This window comes from Variovorax sp. YR216 (assembly GCF_900107745.1).
Lineage (GTDB): Bacteria > Pseudomonadota > Gammaproteobacteria > Burkholderiales > Burkholderiaceae_C > Variovorax.
The window spans coordinates 944,796-965,866 of sequence record NZ_FNRO01000001.1 but is presented as its reverse complement, the minus strand read 5'-3'; the positions used below and the strand labels follow the sequence as shown (position 1 = coordinate 965,866).

General features: G+C 66.2%; 23 protein-coding genes. 16 read left to right on the top strand and 7 right to left on the bottom strand.

Annotated elements, in window-relative coordinates:
- Positions 1–205 precede the first annotated feature (205 nt).
- The 8 genes from BLW05_RS04545 (at position 206) to BLW05_RS04510 (ending at position 10,064) form a co-directional block, all read left to right on the top strand.
- Positions 206–622, top strand: a complete 417-nt coding sequence (locus tag BLW05_RS04545; protein WP_093160157.1) for a type IV pilin protein — start codon at positions 206–208, stop codon at positions 620–622.
- Complete coding sequence (locus BLW05_RS04540) at positions 613–1,122, top strand: GspH/FimT family pseudopilin (RefSeq protein ID WP_093160154.1); 510 nt, start codon at positions 613–615, stop codon at positions 1,120–1,122. Before BLW05_RS04545 ends, BLW05_RS04540 begins: the two co-directional genes overlap by 10 nt.
- A complete protein-coding gene (pilV, locus tag BLW05_RS04535; RefSeq protein ID WP_093160152.1) occupies positions 1,122–1,739 on the top strand; it encodes a type IV pilus modification protein PilV in 618 nt (205 codons plus the stop codon). Before BLW05_RS04540 ends, pilV begins: the two co-directional genes overlap by 1 nt.
- Positions 1,736–2,830, top strand: a complete 1,095-nt coding sequence (locus tag BLW05_RS04530; RefSeq protein WP_093160150.1) for a PilW family protein — start codon at positions 1,736–1,738, stop codon at positions 2,828–2,830. The genes pilV and BLW05_RS04530 overlap by 4 nt, the downstream gene beginning before the upstream one ends.
- The gene (locus BLW05_RS04525; RefSeq protein WP_093160147.1) at positions 2,827–3,393 is read left to right on the top strand and encodes a pilus assembly PilX family protein; all 567 of its coding nucleotides are present in this window, start codon (positions 2,827–2,829) and stop codon (positions 3,391–3,393) included. The genes BLW05_RS04530 and BLW05_RS04525 overlap by 4 nt, the downstream gene beginning before the upstream one ends.
- Before the next feature lie 54 nt (positions 3,394–3,447).
- The gene (locus tag BLW05_RS04520; RefSeq protein ID WP_093160145.1) at positions 3,448–7,815 is read left to right on the top strand and encodes a pilus assembly protein; all 4,368 of its coding nucleotides are present in this window, start codon (positions 3,448–3,450) and stop codon (positions 7,813–7,815) included.
- Between the two features lie 111 nt (positions 7,816–7,926).
- Complete coding sequence (locus BLW05_RS04515; RefSeq protein WP_093160142.1) at positions 7,927–8,745, top strand: DUF6502 family protein; 819 nt, start codon at positions 7,927–7,929, stop codon at positions 8,743–8,745.
- Positions 8,742–10,064 carry a DUF5666 domain-containing protein gene (locus tag BLW05_RS04510; RefSeq protein WP_093160139.1) on the top strand — a complete coding sequence of 441 codons (1,323 nt, stop codon included), beginning with the start codon at positions 8,742–8,744 and terminating at the stop codon, positions 10,062–10,064. The genes BLW05_RS04515 and BLW05_RS04510 overlap by 4 nt, the downstream gene beginning before the upstream one ends.
- A 54-nt stretch (positions 10,065–10,118) precedes the next feature.
- On the opposite strand, the gene BLW05_RS04505 is transcribed toward BLW05_RS04510, so the two are convergent.
- Together BLW05_RS04505 and BLW05_RS04500 are read right to left on the bottom strand one after the other, a co-directional pair.
- A complete protein-coding gene (locus BLW05_RS04505; protein ID WP_256330024.1) occupies positions 10,119–10,583 on the bottom strand; it encodes a putative immunity protein in 465 nt (154 codons plus the stop codon).
- A 15-nt stretch (positions 10,584–10,598) separates the two neighbouring features.
- Entirely contained in the window at positions 10,599–10,853 is a 255-nt protein-coding gene (locus BLW05_RS04500) for a hypothetical protein (RefSeq protein WP_256330023.1), read from the bottom strand.
- Between the two features lie 322 nt (positions 10,854–11,175).
- Here BLW05_RS04500 and BLW05_RS04495 point away from each other — a divergent pair, with 322 nt between their 5' ends.
- Positions 11,176–11,655 (top strand): VOC family protein, encoded by a 480-nt coding sequence (locus tag BLW05_RS04495; RefSeq protein WP_093160131.1) that lies wholly within the window; start codon positions 11,176–11,178, stop codon positions 11,653–11,655.
- 12 nt (positions 11,656–11,667) lie between these two features.
- On the opposite strand, the gene BLW05_RS04490 is transcribed toward BLW05_RS04495, so the two are convergent.
- Positions 11,668–13,089 (bottom strand): phenylacetate--CoA ligase family protein, encoded by a 1,422-nt coding sequence (locus BLW05_RS04490; protein WP_093160129.1) that lies wholly within the window; start codon positions 13,087–13,089, stop codon positions 11,668–11,670.
- A gap of 25 nt (positions 13,090–13,114) precedes the next feature.
- The gene (adhP, locus tag BLW05_RS04485) at positions 13,115–14,146 is read right to left on the bottom strand and encodes an alcohol dehydrogenase AdhP (protein WP_093160126.1); all 1,032 of its coding nucleotides are present in this window, start codon (positions 14,144–14,146) and stop codon (positions 13,115–13,117) included.
- A gap of 192 nt (positions 14,147–14,338) precedes the next feature.
- On the opposite strand from adhP, the gene BLW05_RS04480 reads away from it, so the two are divergent.
- The 4 genes from BLW05_RS04480 (at position 14,339) to BLW05_RS04465 (ending at position 16,989) form a co-directional block, all read left to right on the top strand.
- A complete protein-coding gene (locus tag BLW05_RS04480) occupies positions 14,339–15,259 on the top strand; it encodes a DMT family transporter (RefSeq protein ID WP_177142550.1) in 921 nt (306 codons plus the stop codon).
- A gap of 154 nt (positions 15,260–15,413) precedes the next feature.
- A complete protein-coding gene (locus tag BLW05_RS04475) occupies positions 15,414–15,695 on the top strand; it encodes a DUF427 domain-containing protein (protein WP_093160121.1) in 282 nt (93 codons plus the stop codon).
- Positions 15,692–16,432, top strand: a complete 741-nt coding sequence (locus BLW05_RS04470; protein WP_093160118.1) for a 2OG-Fe dioxygenase family protein — start codon at positions 15,692–15,694, stop codon at positions 16,430–16,432. Before BLW05_RS04475 ends, BLW05_RS04470 begins: the two co-directional genes overlap by 4 nt.
- Positions 16,433–16,545: 113 nt before the next feature.
- Positions 16,546–16,989: a universal stress protein gene (locus BLW05_RS04465; RefSeq protein WP_093160116.1), complete on the top strand. Its 444-nt coding sequence runs from the start codon at positions 16,546–16,548 to the stop codon at positions 16,987–16,989.
- On the opposite strand, the gene BLW05_RS04460 is transcribed toward BLW05_RS04465, so the two are convergent.
- On the bottom strand, positions 16,990–17,637 hold the full coding sequence (locus tag BLW05_RS04460; RefSeq protein ID WP_093160113.1) for an RluA family pseudouridine synthase: 648 nt from the start codon (positions 17,635–17,637) through the stop codon (positions 16,990–16,992).
- A 110-nt stretch (positions 17,638–17,747) separates the two neighbouring features.
- On the opposite strand from BLW05_RS04460, the gene BLW05_RS04455 reads away from it, so the two are divergent.
- Complete coding sequence (locus tag BLW05_RS04455) at positions 17,748–18,932, top strand: MFS transporter (protein ID WP_371126912.1); 1,185 nt, start codon at positions 17,748–17,750, stop codon at positions 18,930–18,932.
- On the opposite strand, the gene BLW05_RS04450 is transcribed toward BLW05_RS04455, so the two are convergent.
- Positions 18,929–19,210 (bottom strand): 2Fe-2S iron-sulfur cluster-binding protein, encoded by a 282-nt coding sequence (locus BLW05_RS04450; protein ID WP_093160505.1) that lies wholly within the window; start codon positions 19,208–19,210, stop codon positions 18,929–18,931. The two genes, BLW05_RS04455 and BLW05_RS04450, sit on opposite strands and share 4 nt — an antisense overlap.
- A 48-nt stretch (positions 19,211–19,258) precedes the next feature.
- On the opposite strand from BLW05_RS04450, the gene BLW05_RS04445 reads away from it, so the two are divergent.
- Both BLW05_RS04445 and BLW05_RS04440 read left to right on the top strand, forming a co-directional pair.
- On the top strand, positions 19,259–19,774 hold the full coding sequence (locus BLW05_RS04445) for a GNAT family N-acetyltransferase (protein WP_093160108.1): 516 nt from the start codon (positions 19,259–19,261) through the stop codon (positions 19,772–19,774).
- Positions 19,775–19,792: 18 nt separating this feature from the next.
- Entirely contained in the window at positions 19,793–20,674 is an 882-nt protein-coding gene (locus BLW05_RS04440) for a DUF808 domain-containing protein (protein ID WP_093160106.1), read from the top strand.
- A gap of 16 nt (positions 20,675–20,690) precedes the next feature.
- Here the strand turns inward: BLW05_RS04440 and BLW05_RS04435 are convergent, their stop codons facing one another.
- Positions 20,691–20,882: a hypothetical protein gene (locus BLW05_RS04435; RefSeq protein WP_256330022.1), complete on the bottom strand. Its 192-nt coding sequence runs from the start codon at positions 20,880–20,882 to the stop codon at positions 20,691–20,693.
- Between the last annotated feature and the right edge of the window lie 189 nt (positions 20,883–21,071).

Below are 21,071 nucleotides of genomic sequence, written 5' to 3'. Positions count from 1 at the left end.
GGCAGATTCCCCAACAAAACCTGCACAAATTGGCCAAACGGTCGTGGATAGGCGCCGAACGGTATCGGAGAGCGCCGGGTTGAATGTGAGAAAGTCACATTTGCAATATATAGTTACGACCGTCATGCAAAGCCGCTCGCCCTGACGAGCGGGCCAACAAAGGTCCATGGAGCGAGGTTTGACAAAGCCATCCCGAATCCCAGTCATGCCCGGCCGTCAGGCGAAGGGTTTCACGCTGATCGAACTGATGATCGTGGTCGCGATCGTCGCGATCCTGGCGGCGATTGCCTACCCCTCCTACACCCGTTACATCGTGCGCTCCAATCGCTCGGCCGCGATGGGGTACATGCTCGAGATCAGCAATCTTCAGCAGCGCTACCTGTTGGATGCGCGGCAGTACGCGACCTGGGCGCAGCTGAATCTGACCCCGCCTTCCAATGTCTCCGCCAACTACCAGTTCGATACCAATCCGACGGGTGCAACGCCTCCGGGATTCACGGTGACGGCGACTCCCATCAACAGCCAGCTCGCCAGGGACACCCAGTGCGGGATTCTGAGCATCGACAACACCGGCCTGAAAAAGGCGCTCACGAATCAGACCGGGGTTCAAGGATGCTGGTGAGTCGCAGTCCCGCGCGGCGCCATGTCAAGGGCTTCACGCTGATCGAGCTGATCACCGCCATCGTGGTGCTGGCGATCCTCGTGGGTCTCGCGCTTCCTTCGTTTCGGTCGTTCGTCCTCAACCAACGCATCCGAAATGCATCTTTTGACCTGATGGCGTCGTTGACCCTGGCGCGCAGCGAGGCGATCACCCGTGCCACAACCGTTTCGTTCACGAAGGGCAGTACGACCTGGGACCAGGGATGGACGGTCACGGACGGCACGGCACCGGTGATCCAGAACCAGGAAGCCTACAGCGGCCTGTCGATCACCGACTCGGCCTCACTGGGCGCCGTTTCATACGGCAAGGATGGCCGCCCCGTCGTCCCGGCAGGCACTACGGATCCGAGACTCACCAAGTTCACCGTGGCACCTTCGGTGGCGATCAGCGGCGTCAGTTGCCGAATCATTTCCGTCGGCCTGAGCGGCGTGCCGAGCAGCAGCGTGGGAGCCTGCCCTTGATGAATGCCAAGACCACCAGACAACGTCTTCGTCGGCGGGGGGCGCAGCGCGGCGTCGCGCTGATCGAAATCCTGGTCTCGCTCGTGATTCTCTTGTTCGGCCTGCTGGGGCTCGCGGGCATCAGCAGCCGCGCGAATCTTGCGGAACTGGAGTCCTACCAGCGCATCCAGGCTGTCCAGCTCGTGCAGGACATGGCCGAGCGGCTGAACGCGAATCGCAAGGTCGCGAGCTGCTATTCGAACGGCACGGCCGGGATTCAACTGAGTTCCACCAGCTCGACCATTCCGACCTGCGCCGCGGGCAACGTCCAGCAGCAGACCCAGGCCGCGGCGGATCTGGCGGCCTGGCGCAACATGATCCAGGGCCAATCCGAAATCGACAAGGACGCGAAGGGCAATAACCTCCAGATCGGCGCCATGATCGGCGCGGTCGGTTGCATCACGCTCGATGATGCGACGAACAACGTCTACCTGATCGCGGTCTCCTGGCAGGGCCTGGCTTCAACCGCGGCGCCGCTGAGCAACGGGGCCGCCTTCCCCTGCGGCAGCGGTGTCTACGGCAACGAGAAGCTGCATCGCGTCGTGACCACCAAGGTCCGGATCGGAACATTGTCATGAGAATGCACAAGCGGTCGCGGCCGCCACGCTACAGCAGCGGCTTCACGCTGGTCGAGCTGATGGTGGCCATCACGCTGAGCCTGTTCCTGATGATCGGGCTGATCAGCCTCATTGTTTCGACCGTCACCTCGCGCTCGGAACTGGACAAGTCGTCGCGGCAGATCGAGAACGGTCGCTACGCGATCGAGCTTCTCACTGACGACCTCCAACTCGCCGGCTTTGTCGGCCAGACCACTAGCACGTCTTTCAATTCGGCCGTGCCGGTCGCCTGTCCTTTGACAATTGCCGATCTTGGCTACACGGCTGTCACGCGTCCCGCCGCGTCGACCCTGCCGCTGCCCCTCTACGGTGTGAGCGCTACGCCCACTTGCATCAGCAATGTGATGGCGAACACGGCGATGCTGATCGTCACCCGCGCCTATACGACTCCAGTCGCGCCGGCGAGCGTCACCGCTACCGAGACCTATCTGCAGGTTTCCTCCTGTGCCACGGATACGCAGCCTTTCGTCATTGCCGCTGGCGCCAGCGCGTCGAGCTTCAACCTGATGACCAAGGACTGCGTGTCGAGCAAGCTCGCGCCCGTGCGCAAGGTCGTGCAGCACCTCTATTTCGTCAGCACCTGCAACGTGTGCGGCACCGATACCACGCCGACGCTCAAGATGGCCGAATTCGTCAATGGCGCGATCACCATCACGCCGCTCGTGGAAGGCATCGAGAACCTGCAGTTCGACTATGGCGTCGACATGGACGGCAACGGTTCACCCGACTGCTACACCAGCAATCCGGCCAACCCGCCCGTCGGCGAAGCGACGAATCAGCCGGTTGCCGAAGTTGCGGCCGCCGTCTGCACCAATCCGACCGCGGGTTACGACTGGTCTGTTCCCGCGACCAACTGGGGCAATGTGATGTCGGTGCGGGTTCACGTCCTCGCGCGCAACACGGAAAGCAGCGGCGGCTGGAAGGACACGAGAACCTACAACATGGGGCAGGCCTATCCGGTTGTCGGCCCCTTCAACGATCAAATCAAGCGTCACGTCTACAGCGCCGTCGCGCGCTTGAACAATGGCGCCGGTCAACGGGAAACGCCATGAATCGCATCAGGCATCGCGCGGCGGGACGCGCGCAATCGGGGGCCACGCTGCTGGTCTCGATGATCTTCCTGGTGGTGCTCACGCTGATCGTCGTGTCGGCGATCAAGGTCAGCAACGTCAATTCGAAGGTGGCCGGCAACATGCAAGTTCAGAAGGAAGCCGAAGCAGCCGCTCAGCAGACCATCGAGAAGGTCATCAGCACGGACTTCACGACGCTCGCCACGCCCACGCCCGTCACTGTCGACATCAACAACAGCGGGACGACCGGCTCGACCTATTCGGTCGATCTGAGTCCTCTTCCCTCATGCATCAGCGTGAGTCCGATCAAGTCCGCCGACCTCGATGCCAGCAACCCGGCCGATGTGCCCTGCTACGCCAGCGGCTCCGTTCAGAACTCCGGCATCTCCGGCGGCGCGAGCAATGGTGATTCGATGTGCGCGAACTCGAACTGGGAGATCACTGCCAGCACGACGCCGCCCAATGCCGCTGTTTCCGCCACGCCTGCCGTCACGGTGCGCCAGGGCGTTGCGACGCGAGTCGCGGTCGGTAGCGCATGCAACTGATATGAGCCGTCTGCCCCAGTTTCCAAATTGCCAAATGCCGAGGAAGCATCTGCTATGAAATCTTCCCACTTCGTCAAACTGCTGCTGGCCTGCGCGGTAGCGTTGACTGGCTTCGCGGCCAGAGCAGATGACATCGACATCTATGGTGGAACACCCAATGGGCCGACGCCGAACATCCTCATCATCGTCGACAACACGTCGAGCAATGACGCGGCCTACACGTCGAGTTGCCCCTTTTCCGCATCGGCCCCCAATCTGCCGAACTCCACGCTGTTGGATATGGTGTATTGCTCGGTTTACGGTGCCATCGATGCGATCAGGACGCAGCCCGCCTTGCTCGCCAAGCTGAATATCGGACTCATGAGCGGCGGTTCGGGCTCCAATAAGGGGGGCTCGATGTACTACCCCAGCGCGGCGCCATACAACCTGCCGCTGATGGATGCAGGTGGCATCCAGGCTTTTCAGAGCGTGATCGCTGCGGGCATTCCAAAGGCGACCGGCAATGCCAAGCTTGATGGCGACATGCAGGAGGCGTGGGCATGGCTCACCGGCAACGTCGGACCGCGATCTGGGACGTCCTACGCGCCTCACATCGGGACGCTGTCCTGCCAGAAGACCGTCATCATCCTGATCGGCGCGGCATCGAAACAAGGCCGCCCGGACAACGGGTCCGGCTTCACGAGCGCCAGCGATCTTGCCGCCGCAGGCGCCACCGCTGCGCAGCAAGTGCCGATCAGCACGGCCAATATCGGACCCTACACGGCCGACGACAATGCCTGGATTGATGAGTGGGCGCGGTTCTTCTATCAAGGGAACTTCAACACCAACGATCCGACGGATCCGCAGAACGCCACGACTTACACGATCGCTGCCGGCGGCACCGCGCTCGACTACAACCAGATTCTGAACAGCACTGCGAAGCAAGGCGGCGGCAAGGCCTTTGTGGCTGGCGACTACAACTCGATGGTCCAGGCTTTGCTCCAGATCTTCAATGAGGTGCAGGCCGTCAACAGCGTGTTCGCGTCGGCGAGTCTGCCTGTCACGACGAGTGGAGGCGGGTCCTATGCCAACCAGGTGTTCATGGGCACCTTCCGCCCCGACCCGGGCGGCGCGCCCCGTTGGGTGGGCAATCTGAAGCAGTACCAGATCGGCGCGGATACGAGCAACCCCGTGTCCGTCCAGACCTTTCTCGCCGATGCTTCGAGGCCGCCGTATCAACCCAACCAGACGGCCAATTCGGCTTTGAGTTCGGTGGGCACCACGGGCTTCCTTTCGCCCACGGCGATCAGCTTCTGGACCTCCAAGGACGCGACGTCCTCCCCGGATGCGCCCTCGCCGACGGGGACCGGGGGGTTCTGGGTCAACCATCCGCAGGGTGCTGGAACCGCCTTCGATCTGCCGGACGGGGAGTTCGTCGAAAAGGGCGGAGTGGCCCAGCAGATCAGGCTCGCCAACCTGAAGGACAACTACACGTCGAATCCGACCGGACCGCGCAACGTCTACACCTGCCTTGCATCGGGTGGTGCCAGTTGTGTGGCCAATTCGGCCCTTTCGTCGATGCAGTTCGCGACGACCAATTCGGACATCACGGCCGCGATCCTGGGCACGAACGGCCCGGCGATGTCGATCTCGTCGATCGCGCGCAACGCCAGCACCGCGACCGTCACCCTGGCGGCCGCGCCAAGCCCGGCGCTCGTGGCGGGGCAGTCCGTCACGATCGCGGGATCGAAGTATCCGGAATTCAACGGGACCTTTTCGATCACGCCGGTGACGACCACCACCTTCACCTATCCGATCACCATCGATCCGCCCGCGCCTGCGACTGGCAGCTACAAGGCGAGCGTGCCGTCCAAGCCCATCTCCGTGACTTCATTGACCCGGGCAGGGACGACGGTGACTGCGACGACGTCCGCGGCACACAACTACGTCAATGGAACGACCGTCACCATCGCCGGCGCCGCAGGCTCGCGCTACAACGGCAGCTTCCCGGTGACGAGCACCGGAACCAACACGTTCACCTACACGATCACCGATGGCCCCGCGACGCCGGATGGCGGCGGAAAGGCCACGGTGGGTTCCACGTCGTACACCATCCCCTCCGCCAGCATCGTTCGTAGCCCGAGCAATTCGAGCAACGTGTCGAATGTGACCGTCACCTTCGCCTCGGCCATCACCTTCGCGACCGGCAACTCGGTCACGATCAGTGGGGCCGGGACGGGTGGCGTGAGTTCCTACAACGGGACCTGGACGATCACGAACACCGGGACGGGTTGTACCGGTGGTTCCAAATCGGGCAGCAAGCCGCTGAGTTTCTGCTTCAACATCAACTCCACCCCGGCATCGCCCGATACCGGGACCACGGTCACCGCCGATAGCGGCACCACGCCGCTGACGATCACCGGCTTGACCTATACCGCCGGCTCGTGCGCGGCGACGGCCTATTCCACGGCGACCGTGACCGCGACCACCGCGACGGCGCCGACCTTCGTGGCCGGGACCACCATCAACATCGGAGGCACGGTTGCCGCCAACGAGAGCGCCTATGTGGGTACCTTCAAGGTCCTGAGTGTCAGTTCCACCGGCTTCACCTACAGCATCCAGACAAGCCCCGGCAGTTCAACGACCTGCACCGACACGACGTCGGGCATGACGGCGTCGGCGCAGGGTGTGACGCGCGATGCGTTGATCAATTGGGTGCGCGGAAGCGACAACGTCGGCGACGAGCAAAGTCCCGGCGGCGGCATCACGATCCGGCCGTCCGTGCATGGCGACGTGCTGCATTCGCGTCCCGCGGTCATCAACTATGGCGGCCAGACGGGCGTGGTCGTGTTCTATGGCGCCAACGACGGCATGTTCCGGGCGATCAATGGCAACCAGCCGCCCGCCGCGAATGCGGCACCGTTGGCCATGGGCACCTGTACCGTGTCTTCGGACTGCGCGATCGGCGGCGTGCCGCCGGGAGGGGAACTGTGGAGCTTCATTCCGCAGGAGTTCTATCCCAAGCTGCAGCGGCTCTACAACAACAGCCCGATCGTGAAGATGCCCACCACGCCCACAGGCATCGTCCCGACGCCGCAGTCCAAGGACTACTTCTTCGACGGCAGCCCGAGCGTCTATCAGAACGGCACCACGGCCTACATCTTCCTTGGCGCGCGCCGCGGCGGCTCAGTGCTGTACGCGCTCGACGTCAGCACGCCGGCTGCACCGAAGTTCATGTGGAAGCATACGAACCAGGATGCCGGGTTCGCCGAACTAGGGCAGACGTGGTCGCAACCGAAGGTGGCGATCCTCAGTTGCATTCAGAACCCGAGCTACAACCCCGTGACCTGCAACCCGACGGGGAATCCAAAGCTGGACCCGGGGTACCCCGTGCTGGTGTTCGGCGCCGGCTACGACACCAACGAGGACATCGAACCACCCGCCACGGACACGGTGGGCCGCGGGATCTTCATTCTCGAAGCCAGCACCGGCAAGCTGCTCTGGAGCGCCAAGTCCGGCGGGAGCACCGATTCCTGCAGCGGAAACCCGTGCCAACTCAAAAGCATGACCTACGCCATGCCGGCCGATATCACGCTGGTGGATCGCGACTTCGATGGCTTCATCGACCGGCTGTACGCGGCAGACCTGGGTGGAAATATCTGGCGGGTGGACCTGAAGCCCCAGACGACTTCGAGCTACGGGCCCAGTACGTGGCAGACCACCCTGCTCGCTGCGTTGGGTGGTACGGGGACAACGAAGCGCAAGTTCTTTTTCCCGCCCGATGTTGTCCTGACCAAGAAGTTCGACGCGGTCGTGGCCGTGACCGGGGATCGCGAGCATCCGCTGTTGAGCCAGCAGGCCAACAACATCGTGAACCGCTTCTACATGATCAAGGACACGAACGTGGGCGGGAGCGCAGCCGGCTGGACGGCCGTGCGCGACGACACGAGCAGTACCGCGAATGCGCAGCCGGCGGCTCTTTTCAACGCGACGTCGACTAACTATGACGGGTCGCTCAGCGGCTTCTATCACACCTTGCAAGGTCTGGACCCTAAGACCGGCGCTCCCTCCCTGGGTGAAAAGGGCGTGAACGCGCCCACGACCGCGGGCGGCCTGGTCAACTTCGGGACGAACCAGCCCAGCGCGCCCAGTGCCAACAGCTGCAAGGCCAATCTCGGCATTGCGCGCGGCTATCAGATCAACTTCATCACCGGCGAAACGAACATCACGGTGTTCGACGGCGGCGGGCTACCACCCTCTCCGGTGTTCGGCCTCGTGACCATGACGATCAACGGAAAGGTCAAGGAGGTGCCGTTCGTGATCGGTGCGGGGAGCGGAGATGGTGGCGCCGATTCGCGCTCGCCCATCGGCATCAACCAGCCGAAGATCCCGATCAAGGCCACGCGAAAGAGGACGTACTGGTATCGGGACACCGATAAATAGTCGTCGGCGACGGGAGAGAGCACAGCGATCACGGACGGGCTATTGTCACCCGCTTGTTACATTAACGCCTCCGATCGACAGGACCCGTCAAAAGAAACGCGCCAGACCTTCATGGACAGCCGACTCACTTGGGCTCAAGCCGCCTGCGCACGCATCATGCGTCCGGTGGTCAGGCTCGCGTTGGCCATGGGGCTCAAACATCCACAGATGGAAGAGCTCTTGCGCGATCTGCTCCTGGACGAGGCACACCGCCTGTGGCGTGCCCAGGGCGTGCAGGAGCCGAACATCAGCCAGCTCTCGATCACGACGGGCCTGAACCGCAAGGCGGTGACCAGCAGGGTTCGCGAACCCGCGGATCTGCTGCCCAGCACCGATGCCTCCGCCGCGGCCAGGACTTTCACGTCCTGGCTGCAGATGCAGTCCGACGACCCGGCGCTTCGCCGCCTGCCGGTGGTCGCCGACTCGGATGCGATGAGCTTCGAGACGCTGGCGCGCGCGGCCGGCCGCGGCAACTGGCATCACCGATCGATCCTCGACGAACTGGTGCGCCTCAAGCTGGTGAACGAAGCCGATGGCCATGCCGAACTGACGGCCGAGGCATTCGTGCCGCAGGCAGACCTGCGCTCCATGCTGGCCTTCCTGGGCGACAACGCCCGCGACCATCTGCAAGCCGCGGTGTCCAACGTGACCGGTGAGCGGGCGCCGATGCTCGAGCGCGCCGTGTTCGCCAAGGGTCTGTCGCTGGAGGATTGCGAGGCCATCCAGGCGTTGGTGCGCCAGCGCTGGGCGGCGCTGCACCACGAGCTGACCGACCACATGTCCCGCGCGGTCAAGGCCGCTGACGGCGCCGCTCCCGGTCGCATCCGCGTGGGCATCTACACCTATTTCGAGGACGCCGGCGCGAGTGCCGGCGAACCGTCCCCACGATGATCATCAACAAGCTTTTGCGCCTGGGCCTCCTGCCGGTTTCGCTGGCGCTTCTTCTTTCCTGCGGCGGCGGCAGCAGCTCCCCGGGCGGCGTTTCCGATGCGGGCGGTTCCGGCATCAGCAGCAACGGCGCGGCCGGTTCGGGATACAGCGCCGACGGCTCCCCCGCAGGGGACGGTTCCACGAGCACCTCTTCCAGCGGCGGCGACGGCTCGACGAGCACGGCGGCCAACGGCAATGGCGATTCCGGCGTGGGCTCGGGCGGCACCGGCGTGAGCACCGCCGACGCCGGGACCAGCGTGGGCAGCGTGGACGGCATCGGCAGCATCTTCGTGGGCGACCTGCGCTACGACACCGACCAGGCGCAACTCGACCTGCGCGATACGACGCAGTTGCAGATCGGCACGACCGTCGTGGTCACCGGCCCGGTGGATGCGGCCTTCACGAGCGGCACCGCGCGGCAGGTGACCTCGATGGCTCAGATGCGCGGCGCGGTGGATTCGGTCGATGTCGCCGCAAGCAGTTTCCAGATGCTCGGCAGCACGGTCAGCGTGGACGCCAATACGGCCTGGGCCGACCTTGCCGGCCTGCCGGCCCTCTCGGCGGGCATGCAGGTGCAAGTGTGGGCGCTGCCGATCGGTCCCGGCTCGCTGCGCGCCACGCGCATCGAGTCCCAGGCCGTTGCCGCGACGCCGGTGGTCACGGGCGAGGTATCGCAGCTCGACGTCGGCAGCAGCACCTTCCAGCTCGGCAGCCTCGTGGTCGACTACCGCGTCGCCACCTTGCCGGCGGGCGGGCTCGCCAATGGCCGCATCGTGCGCGTGTCCAGCGCCCTGCCGCCCGCGGCAGGCCGCCTGGACGCGAGCCAGGTCGAGGGCTGGTACGCCCTCTCCAGCGTGAAGGGCGCGCCGGTCCAGCTCGAAGGTGTGATCCGCAGCTTTGCGTCGACAGCGAGCTTCAGCCTGATGGGTACGCCCATCGACGCCTCGGCCGCGCAGGTCACCGGCGGGCAGGCGCAAAACCTGGGCAACGGCGTCACGGTGGTCGCCAGCGGCACGCTTTCCGACGCGGGCGTGCTGGTGGCAACCAAGCTCAAGATCCGGCATATCCCCGGGGGTGGCGCGCTGCCGTCGTTCAGCCTGATCGGGCCGATCACCAACTTCAACTCGCTGGCGGACATGACGGTCAAGGGCCAGCGGGTCGATGCGAGTGCGGCCACCATCGTCGGCACCGGACAACTGGCCAATGGCGTCAAGGTGTCGGTGCAGGGCTCGCAAGTGGTGGGCGGCGTGCTGTTGGCGACACAGCTTTCGTTCCAGTAGCTTCGCTTTCAGCGAGTGATCCGCCGCCGGCAGCGCATCGCGGGGTCGGCGGACTCATTCGCCTTGATCACTTCGATTCTCCTGAGCGCTCGCCAGCCGCTCCAGCGTCGCGAGCTGCCAGGACCTCTCCGGCACAAACGATTCCGGCTCGCAGACGGCGCCATAGCCGCCTTCTCCGTACACGATCGCATAGGCCGCGTAGTCGGCAGCCTGAACCGCACGGCCGGCCAGGGCGTTGGCCACTGCATAGCTTGCAGACACCGCCGCATGGCCGACGCCATCCAGTGAACGGGAGCCCTGGTGCCGATTGGCCAGCGCGGCTGCGTCGGATGCGGCGCGATCAAGCGCGGTTCCGTCGGCCCGACCCGTGACGTAGGCGGCAAGTGTGTCGAGGCATCGAATCACAGGTTCTTCCTCAAGCAGGTGGCGAACCCGCTCGACGCAGGCGTGGGCAAAAGCAAACCTCAGCGCGCCGGACTGCGCCAGGCGCTCTTCGTAGGCCGCCAGGGTCGAAGCCAAGAGACGGATGGCTGGCTACGCCAGCGGCAGTTCACGCATGAGGTTGCTGCGCACCCATGTGAATGCACCCGCCTGCACATTCGCGGCCTGCCATTTCCTGAAATCGGGGTCGGCGGAAAGCGGATCGGTCACCTTGGCGTATTCGGTGGCGTTGTCGAAGCGCAGTTCGAGAACGTAGTTGCCCAGCTCGCCGGCGGCGACGACCCACAGGCGCGCATTGGTTGCGCCATGCCGTTTCCAGAGCGCCGCGCCCTGCTGTATTGCTTCCATGACGGCGCCAAGATCGGCGCCCGGATTCGGTCTGAAGACATATCGGGCCTCGTATGCCATGACATCCTCCTGCGTGATGAAGGGGCGGGGCCGCTATTCAAGCACCATGGCAGGCAAGTGGCAATCAGGTCTGGGTAGGCGCTTTCCGGCAGAGAATTCCGTCGCTTGCCGAGTGGCCGGGCGAGCAGGCCGGGTTACCTTGCCTGCACGGATTCGGCAAGACCCCAAAGGTAATCCGAGACCGCGAAGGCCCTCCGATCGGACGCAAGTCGTCGGAGGGCCTTTGTCACTGGATGCTTCGAATCTGAACAGGAGAACCCAATTGGTCAGCAAGAACACGATCTGCCTCTGGTACGACGGCACCGCGCTGGAAGCCGCCCAGTTCTACGCAAAGACGCTTCCGGACAGTGCTGTGAAGGCCGTGCACCATGCGCCGGGCGACTATCCCTCCGGCAAGCAGGGCAATGTGCTGACGGTGGAGTTCACCGTCATGGGCATTCCGTGCCTCGGCCTGAACGGCGGGCCGGCGTTCAAGCACAGCGAGGCTTTCTCGTTCCAGGTCGCGACCGACGACCAGGCCGAGACCGATCGGCTGTGGAATGCGATCGTCGGCAACGGCGGCCAGGAAAGCGCCTGCGGCTGGTGCAAGGACAAATGGGGCCTGTCGTGGCAGATCACGCCTCGTGCGCTGATCGATGCGGTCTCCGACCCTGATCCTGCGGCGGCCAAGCGTGCGTTCGACGCGATGATGCAGATGCGGAAGATCGACATCGCGACCATCGAGGCGGCGCGCCGGGGTTGAACCCCGCGCTTCTCACGGCGCGATGAGCGCGGAGGCGGCGCCCGCAGCGACCACGCGGGGCACCTTGCCGCTGCGACCGGCAAGGCCGGGCTCGCCCGCGCGGCATTCGATCTGCACGCCCGTGATGCCTTGCGAGCGCAGGAAGTCGCAGAGCGCGCGGTGCGCCCTGCGCAGCGCCTGCTCCCCCTCGCCGCCCTGCAGTCCGGTGCGCATCAGCAGATCGCGCGGTCCCTGCTGGACCAGCTGGAAATCGAAGAGGCCCGCGCCATCCTCGATCGCCGTGCTCAGTGCGAGCGGAAGCAGCTGGACGGAGGCGGCGCCGTCGCCCTCGATGCAGAGCGTGTCTTCGCAGCGGCCTTCCACTTCGATGACCGGAAGTCGTGATCCGCAGGCGCAGCCGTGGGCGTGCAAGGTCACCCGGTCGCCGAGGTCGTAGCGGATCAGCGGCTGCAGGTGGTTGGCCAGGTTGGTCAGCAGCACCGTCGCGCCGGTCTCGCCGCTCGGCACCGGCCGCTGGTGCTCGTCCACCGTTTCAAGGATGGCCCAGTCGCTGTTGAGGTGCAGGGAGCCTCGCTCGCATTCGAATGCAAGGGACAGGAACTCGGAGGCGCCGTAACTGTCGGCCACTGTGCAATGGAAGGCGCGCTGGATGAACGCGCGCTTTGCGGCGCACAGGTTTTCGCCGCCGGTCCATATCTCGCGGGGCAGCGTGCGCATTCGTCCATGCAGGCGTTCTTCGGCCAGGAGTACCGCGGCGCTGGGATAGGTCGCGATGACGCTCGGGCCCATCGCGTCGATCGCACTGACGATCGCTGCTGCCGGCTGCATGAACGAGATGCAGCGCACGCGTTGCGCCAGCGCGGGATTGAGCCGCCGAAGCCGCTCGATCGATACGGTGCTCGCGAAGTGCCCCCCGGTCGCGCCGACGAAGGCGATCTGTTCGCCCCAGCCCCACGGGTCGAACATGCGCCGCGCGGGGCGCAGCATCGGCCTGCGGATTGCCTCGAGCGCGTCGAAGACGGCCAGCGAGAGGTCGTCCTGGACGAAGATGCCGGGCTCGCCGCTGCTGCCGGAGCTTTCCCAGACCAGGTAGCTGCCGAGGTAGGGCTCGGCGATGCGGCGCGGGTCCGCCACGAAGCGGCGCAATTCGTCGAGGCGAATCGCCGGATCGGCGACCCACTCGTCGAAGTGGTGCATCAGCTCGGCCTTGTGGGCGACCGGCAGCTCGCAGAGGTGAACGCTGTCGCAATCGCAGTCGTGAAGCACGCGGCGGTAGAACGGCGAGCGCTCTTTGGCGGAGGCCAGCAGTCGCGCAAGGCGCTGCCTCTGGCGCGACGCCAGCGCGTCGCCATCGGCGTAGGTGGCCGCGGCTACATCCGTGGCAACCGTTCCCCAAAGCCAGCCATCGATCTGCGGGGGGCTGGCGGGCGGCATGGTGGGAGCCTCGGTGGTGGAACTGTCAGGACTCGTCGGTCAGGCGCATCACCACCCGGCCTTCGATGCCGCCCTTGCGCATCCGGTCGAGGATCGGGTTGATGTTCTCGATCCGGTCTTCGGTGAACACGGTGTGCACCTTGCCTTCGCCGGCAAAGGCCAGCGCCTCCTGCAGGTCCTTGCGCGTCCCGACGATCGATCCGCGCACGGTCTTGGCATTGAGCACCACATCGAAGATCGGCAGCCCGAAATCGCCCGGCGGCAGGCCGACCATCGACATGGTGCCGCGTTTGTGAAGCATGCCCAGGCCCTGCGCGAAGGCGCTGCGCGCGACGGCCGTCACCAGCACGCCGTGCGCGCCCTTGAACTCGCGCTGCAGCGTCTTCACCGGATCGTCCTTGGCGGCGTTGACCACCATGTCGGCGCCGACTTCCTTCGCCAGCTGGAGCTTGGCGTCGTCCACATCCACCGCCGCCACGTGGAAGCCCATGGCCTTGGCGTATTGCACCGCCAGGTGCCCGAGGCCACCGACGCCGGAGATTGCCACCCAGTTGCCCGGCGCGCAGTCGAGCACCTTGAGTCCCTTGTAGACGGTGACCCCTGCGCACAGGATCGGCGCGATCGCGGAGAAGCCGATGTTGGCGGGCAGGTGGCCCACGTAGCCCGGGTCGGCCAGCACGTATTCCGCATAGGCGCCGTTGACCGTGTAGCCGGTCATCTGCTGCGAATCGCACAGTGTTTCCCAGCCGGTGATGCAGTGCTCGCAGTGCCCGCAGGAAGTGTGCAGCCAGGGGACGCCGACGCGGTCGCCTTCCTTCACATGCTTGACCCCGGCGCCCACGGCGGCCACGTGGCCGACGCCTTCGTGGCCGGGAATGAAGGGCAGCGACGGCTTGACCGGCCAGTCGCCTTCGGCGGCATGCAGGTCGGTGTGGCAGACGCCCGAGGCGGCCACCTTCACCAGGACCTGGCCAGGCGTGACTTCAGGTACCGGCACTTCCTCGATCTTCAGCGGCGCGCCGAATTCGTGCACCACCGCAGCCTTCATCGTCTTCATGGTCGCTCCATCGTCGCGAGGGGAGGCCATTGTGGGGACGCGCACGCCCGTCCTGAAAGGAGCGTTTCATGCCGATACAGACTGCTCAGGCATGGCCCGGCACGCCGCCGCTCGCCTGGAGCCGCTTCGCGGCGAGGCATGATCGGCGATTCCGACGCGGTTCGCGCGCACGCCTCGACACCTTCAGCTCACATGACTTCGCAGCCTCTCGCTTCCCGGCCGTCGTCCCACGCCAACGGCCGCGCCATCGCCACGATGATCGGCGCCATGGGTTGCTTCGTGTTCAACGACGCGACGGTCAAGCATGTGAGCCAGTCGATGCCTTCGGCCCAGCTCATCTTCGTGCGCGGCGTGATCGCCACGGTGCTGGTGTTGCTGGTCGCGCACCGATTGGGCGCGTTGCGGCAGGCGAGTGCGGTGCTGCATCCGCGCGTGGCGCTTCGCGGTGCGGTCGATGCCTGCGCGACGATGCTGTACCTGCTGTCGCTGTTCCAGCTGCCGATCGCCAACGCGACCGCCATCAACCTCGCGGCGCCGCTGTTCATGACGGTGTTCGCGGTGCTCTTCCTCGGCGAGCGCGCGGGCAGGGCGCGCTGGATCGCCGTGCTGCTGGGCTTCGCGGGCGTGTTGTGCATCGTGCGGCCCAGCGGCGACGGCTTCAACGCGTGGGCGCTGCTGTGCCTGCTCGGCACGCTCTTCCACGCCGCGCGCGACCTGATGACTCGGCGCATCGATCCGGCGATCCCGTCGATCATCATCACGCTCGCGACCGCATTGGCGGTGACCTTGCTGTCCGGTGCGCTGACGCTGGCGAGCGGCTGGAAACCGTTCGCACTGCGCGAGCTCGCCCTGCTGGGCGTCGCGGCCGCCTTCCTGGCGTCGGGCTACTTCCTGCTGGTGCAATGCATGCGCGCCGGGGAGGTGTCGCTCACGGCGCCGTTCCGCTACAGCGCGGTTCTCTTTGCCACGCTCCTGGGCTACGCGATCTGGGACGAGATACCCGGCGGATCGGCATGGGTCGGAATCGCGCTGCTCGTCGGCTCCGGGCTGTACATGCTGCACGACGAACGCGGGCGCCGCCGCACGGCGGTGCTCGATGCGCAGCCGGAGTGAGCGTCGGGCGAAACCGACGGCATCGCCCCAGTGACGCCAGGGCCGGGGTGTCGCCCAACGCCTGTCGCCCTCGAACCCTTCGCCGACTTGGCCTTCCCGCGATGTGCTACTTTCGTCCATGTGAGTGGCGCGCATCGCGCCTTGGAGTCACCCAATGAAAGCAACCTGGAACGGCGTCACCCTCGCCGAAAGCGACGACACCGTGCTCGTCGAAGGCAATCACTACTTTCCGGCCGCATCGCTCAACCGCGAGCACGTGAGCTTCAGCAACCACAAGACCACGTGCCCGTGGAAGGGGACTGCGAGCTACTACTCGCTGCTGGTCAACGGCGAGCTCAATCCCGATGCGGTGTGGTACTACGCCGACCCGAAGCCCGAAGCCGAGATGGTGCGCGACCGCGTCGCCTTCTGGAAGGGCGTGAAGGTGACCGAGTGAGCGCGGCCTTCAGCCCACCCTTCACACCCCCCGACCGGCTCGTCCCCACCCTGCGCCAGGACGGCTATGCCGTGCTGAGCCCCGAGGGCGTGTCCGAGTGGCTCGGCGTGCCGCTCTCGGCGCTCGATGCACTGCACGCCGACTGGTTCAACCTGCCGCCGGACGAGTACCTCAAGGACGGCGGCCGCTACCGCACGCGGCGGCATGCCTGCTTCACCGTCGATGGCGCCGAAGTGGTGCAGGTGCCGCATCGCGCGCACTGGCAGCCGGTCGAATACAACGCACTGCACGGGGGCATGCAGCGCTGGTTCGCACCGATGCAGGAAGCCACCGTGGCGCAGCCCGTCTGGCAGCGGCTGATGCATGCGCTCGCGGATGCGGCGAGCGGTCTGCGCGGTGCGCAGCGCTGGTATGTCGAGGCGCACCAGTTCCGCATCGACACCGCCGACGGCATCGGTCGCCCGACGCCCGAAGGCGCGCATCGCGACGGTGTGGATCTCGTGGCGGTCGCGCTTGTCGGCCGGCACAACATCAAGGGCGGCGAGACGCGCGTCTTCGAGGCCGCGGGCCGGCGCGGCGAGCGCTTCACGCTGACGGAGCCGTGGTCGCTGCTGCTGCTCGACGACGCGCGCGTGATTCACGAATCGACGCCGATCCAGCCGCTGATCGAAGGCGAAGCAGGCTGGCGCGACACGCTGGTCTTGACCTGCCGCGCAGGCGAATTCCAGGGTGACTGAACCTCGGGGCAGACCGTAGACGTCCTACATCCGCGCGCCTTGCCTTGGATGTACATTCGGGTCCGGTTCGCCCGCGAACCTGGAATCTGTTCTCTTCGATCAAGAGGTCTGCCATGTTCAATCACATCCTGGTGCCCATCGACGGTTCCGAAACCTCGATGCTGGCGGTCAGCAAGGCCAGCGGGCTGGCGCTTGCCTTCGGCAGTCGCATCACGCTCATCCACGTGGTGGATAACTATCCCTTCATCGGTGTGGGCGCGGACTACGCGCTCGGCCAGAACGAATACCTTGCCGCCGCCACCAGCAGCGCCAATGCGGCGCTCGCGCGCGGCGTCGCCGCGCTTGCGGCCGAGGGCCTGCACAGCGACCAGCGCGTGATCGACGGCCATGTGGTGCACGAAGGCATCGTCGACACCGCGATCGCCATCGGCGCAGACCTGATCGTGATGGGCTCGCACGGCCGCACCGGCATCGAGAAGCTCCTGCTCGGCAGCGTCACGCAGCGCGTGCTGCAGGACGCGAAGTGCCCCGTGCTCGTGGTGAAGGGCGCGCTCTAGTCAGAAGTCCGGGACGAAGGGCGGCGCACTCTCGAAGCGGCACACGCGCCCGTCGGCCGGGTGCGCGAACTCGAGCATCGTCGCGTGCAGCAGCAGCCTCGGTGCGCGTTCGCGCACGTCGTCGGTGCCATAGAGCGCATCGCCGAGGATCGGGTGCCCGATCGACAGCAGATGCACCCGCAGCTGATGGCTGCGACCGGTGAGCGGCTCCAGCCACACATGCGTGGCGTTGCGCTCGGGCAGCAGCGCCTTCACGCGCCAGCGCGTCTGGCTCGGCTTGCCGGCGGCATCGATCTTCTGCAGCGGCCTGCGCGGCCAGTCGGCCATCAGCGGCGCGTCGATCAGGGACCACGCTTCGCGCACGGGCATTGATCCATCGACGATGGCCTCGTAGCGCTTGTTCACCTGCCGGCTGGCGAACAGATCGCCCAGCGCGCGCTGCATCTCCAGACTGCGCGCCATCAGCACGAGGCCGCTGGTCGCCATGTCGAGCCGGTGCACGACAAGCGCATCGGGCCAGTGCCGCTGGGCGCGCGCGCTCAGGCAGTCCTGCTTGTCCTCGCCGCGCCCGGGCACGCACAGCAGGCCCGCGGGCTTGTCGAGCACGACGAGGTGAGGGTCTTCGTGAACCACTTGGAGGTCATTCATCGGGGGCCAAGTCTAGAAGACCTCGCTCGGCTATCCTCGTCCGGATGTCCGTCGCCGCCGCTCCCGATCGAAGTTCCAGTTTTTCAGACTTGACACGCGAGCGGCCCTTCATGCGACTGTGGTCCGCGCGCCTGTGCGGCACGGCGGCGAGCCAGATGCTCCTGGTCGCGATCGGCTGGCACATGTACGACCTCACGCACAGCGCGTGGGACCTCGGGCTGGTCGGCCTCTACCAGTTCGTGCCGGCGCTGCTGCTCGCGCTGTGGGCGGGGCATGTGGTCGACAACCACCATCGCGGCCGCATCGTGGCGGCATGTTTCGCGGTGCAGGGCGCGGTCGCGCTCATCCTTGTGCTGTCGGTCTACGGCGGCAAGGATTCGCGTGCGCTGCTGCTGGGGCTCTCGCTGGTGCTCGGCGGGGTGCGTGCGTTCCAGATGCCGGCGCAGCAGGCGCTGACGCCGCTTCTGGTGTCGCCCATGATGCTGCCGCGCGCGATGGCCTTCAGTTCCGCCGGCATGCAGGGCGCGATCATCGGCGGGCCGGCGCTTGGCGGCATGCTGTTCGTGGCCGGCATGGGCGTGGTGTACGGTGCGGCGCTGCTGTTCTTCGTGCTCGCGTCCGCGCTGGTGATGCAGCTGAAGTACAGCTACACGGTCACGCCGCGCGAGCCGGTAACCGTGAAGACGCTGCTGGCCGGCGTCGAGTTCATCTGGACGCGCAAGCCGGTGCTCGGCGCGGTGACGCTCGATCTGTTCGCGGTGCTGCTCGGCGGCGCGGTGGCGCTGCTGCCGATCTACGCCAAGGACATCCTCCATACCGGTCCGTGGGGCCTCGGGCTGCTGCGTGGTGCGCCGGCGGTGGGCGCCCTGGTCATGTCGATCTACCTCACGCGCCACCCGGTGGAGCGCGGCATCGGCCGCACGCTGCTGCTGGCCGTGGCGATGTTCGGCGTGTGCATGATCGTCTTCGGCCTCTCGCGCACTTTCGCCGTTTCGCTGGTCGCGCTGGCGGTCTCGGGCGGCGCGGACATGGTCAACGTGGTGATCCGGCAGACGCTGGTGCAACTCGAGACACCCGACGCGATGCGCGGCCGCGTGAGCGCGGTGAACTCGATCTTCATCGGCGCGAGCAACCAGTTGGGCGAATTCGAGTCCGGCGCGACCGCCGCGTTGCTCGGGCCGGTCGGCTCGGTGGTGGCCGGCGGGATCGGCACGGTGCTGGTGGCGGCCTGCTGGTTCCGCCTCTTCCCGTCGCTGGCGCAGCGCGACCGGCTCGCGAAGACCCACGAGGCCTAGAACACCGCGAATGCGTAGGGCACGTCGATCGTGACGTCGCCTTCCGGCTCCGCCACGCAGGGCAGGATCCAGCCCTCGGCCTTTTCCTCGGCGCTCACGCCGGGCCATTCGATCCGATAGCGGATCCGGCCCGACACCAGCCTGCACAGGCAGGTGCGGCAGGTGCCGTTGCGGCACGAGCTCGGCAGCTCGATCCCGCCGGCTTCGGCGGACTGAAGGAGGGTGCGGTCGGGTTCGAGGTCGAAATGGAAACCGCCGGGTTGAACGATCGCTTTCATCGGCAGCGACAATACGCCCCTTTACCGTTCGTTTCTGTCCCCGCATTCATGTCCGATTTCGAAGTTCGCCCCGCCACCCTGCGCGACGCCAAGGCCGTCGCTGAAGTCCATGCCGCCTCCGCACAGGCCGCCTACGCGGGCATCCTCCCCGAAGACCAGTTGCGCGCACTGACGCCCGCCACCCGCGAGGCCAAGTGGCGCGAGGCGATCGAGTACGCCGAGCCGCAGGTGCATGTGGTCGAGCTCGGCGGCGAAGTGGTCGGCTTCGTCGGCTTCGACCGTTCGCGCGACCCCAAGACGCCGTCGACCACCGGCGAGATCTGGTCGCTTTACGTCAAGCCCGAACACTGGGACAAGGGCCTCGGCGTCGCGCTGTGGGATGCCGCGCGCGAGGGCCTCGAGGAAGAAGGCTGCACCGTCGTCACCATCTGGGTGCCGCTGCGCAACGACCGTGCGATCCGCTTCTGCGAACTCGCCGGCTTCAAGCGCGAGATGAAGACCGCCAAGACCACCGCGATCGGTACGGTGAAGATCGAGGAAATCCGCCTCAAGCGGAACGTCTGATACCCCGATCAACCACCGATGGCCACCAGCCTGCTGCTGCTCCTCGATGACATCGCGACGGTGCTCGACGATGTCTCGGTGCTCACCAAGGTGGCGGCCAAGAAGACGGCGGGGGTGCTCGGCGACGATCTCGCGCTGAACGCGCAGCAGGTCGCGGGCGTGCGGGCCAGCCGCGAGCTGCCGGTGGTCTGGGCGGTGTGCAAGGGGTCGTTCGTCAACAAGGCGATCCTGGTGCCGGCGGCCCTGCTCATCGGCACCTGGCTGCCCTGGCTGGTCACGCCGCTCCTGATGGTGGGCGGCGCATTCCTGTGCTTCGAAGGCTTCGAGAAGCTCGCGCACCGCTTCCTGCACAAGACCGAGCACGCGATCGAGACGCAGCGGCACGAGCAGGCGGTCGCCAACGAGGCGATCGACCTGGTCGCGGCCGAGAAGACCAAGGTCAAAGGCGCGGTGCGCACCGATTTCATCCTGTCCGCCGAGATCATCGCGATCACGCTGGGCACGGTGCAGGGCCAGCCGTTCCTCACGCAACTCACCGTCCTGGCGGGCATCGCGATCGTCATGACCATCGGCGTCTACGGCTTGGTCGCCGGCATCGTGCGGCTCGACGACATGGGCTTCTACCTCGCCCAGCAGGGCAACGCCGCCGTGCAGGCGGTGGGCCGCGCGCTGGTCGGCGCGGCGCCCTGGCTCATGAAGGCGCTTTCCGTCCTCGGCACGGTCGCGATGTTCCTCGTGGGCGGGGGCATCCTCGTGCATGGCGCGCCGGCGCTCGGCCACGCGATCCAGGCCTGGGGCCCGCTGGCCTCGCTGCTCGGCAACGCGGTCGTCGGCGTGATCGCGGGCGCCATCGTGCTGGCGGCGGTCGAGGGCTTGAAGCGGCTTCGCACACGGCGCTGAGGCGCCGCCGCCAGGTTCAGCGTCGTCCGCCGGAACGGGCGCGCCCGACCAGACCCACCCCCACCAGGGCAATTCCCAGCACCAGGGCGAACCAGCCGACCAGGTAGGCACCGCCGATCGTCTCGCGCCAGGTGGGCGATTCCAGGTATTGAGGCGAGATCAGCACGGCCGCGCCGATCAGGATGCACAGGATGCCGCGCTCGATCATTCGCGGCGCTCGGTTCGGTCGGGAGGGCATCGGGCGAGTTTACGGCCCGCCGATGCCTGGGCCGGACATGCACCAATCCGGGCCGCCGGCACTGAGATCTAGCTTATTTTTGTAACTATTTCGTTGCAAGAACGCGATTGCGCACCGATTCCGTGACTTTCTTCCAACGGAAATGAATACCAGAGCATT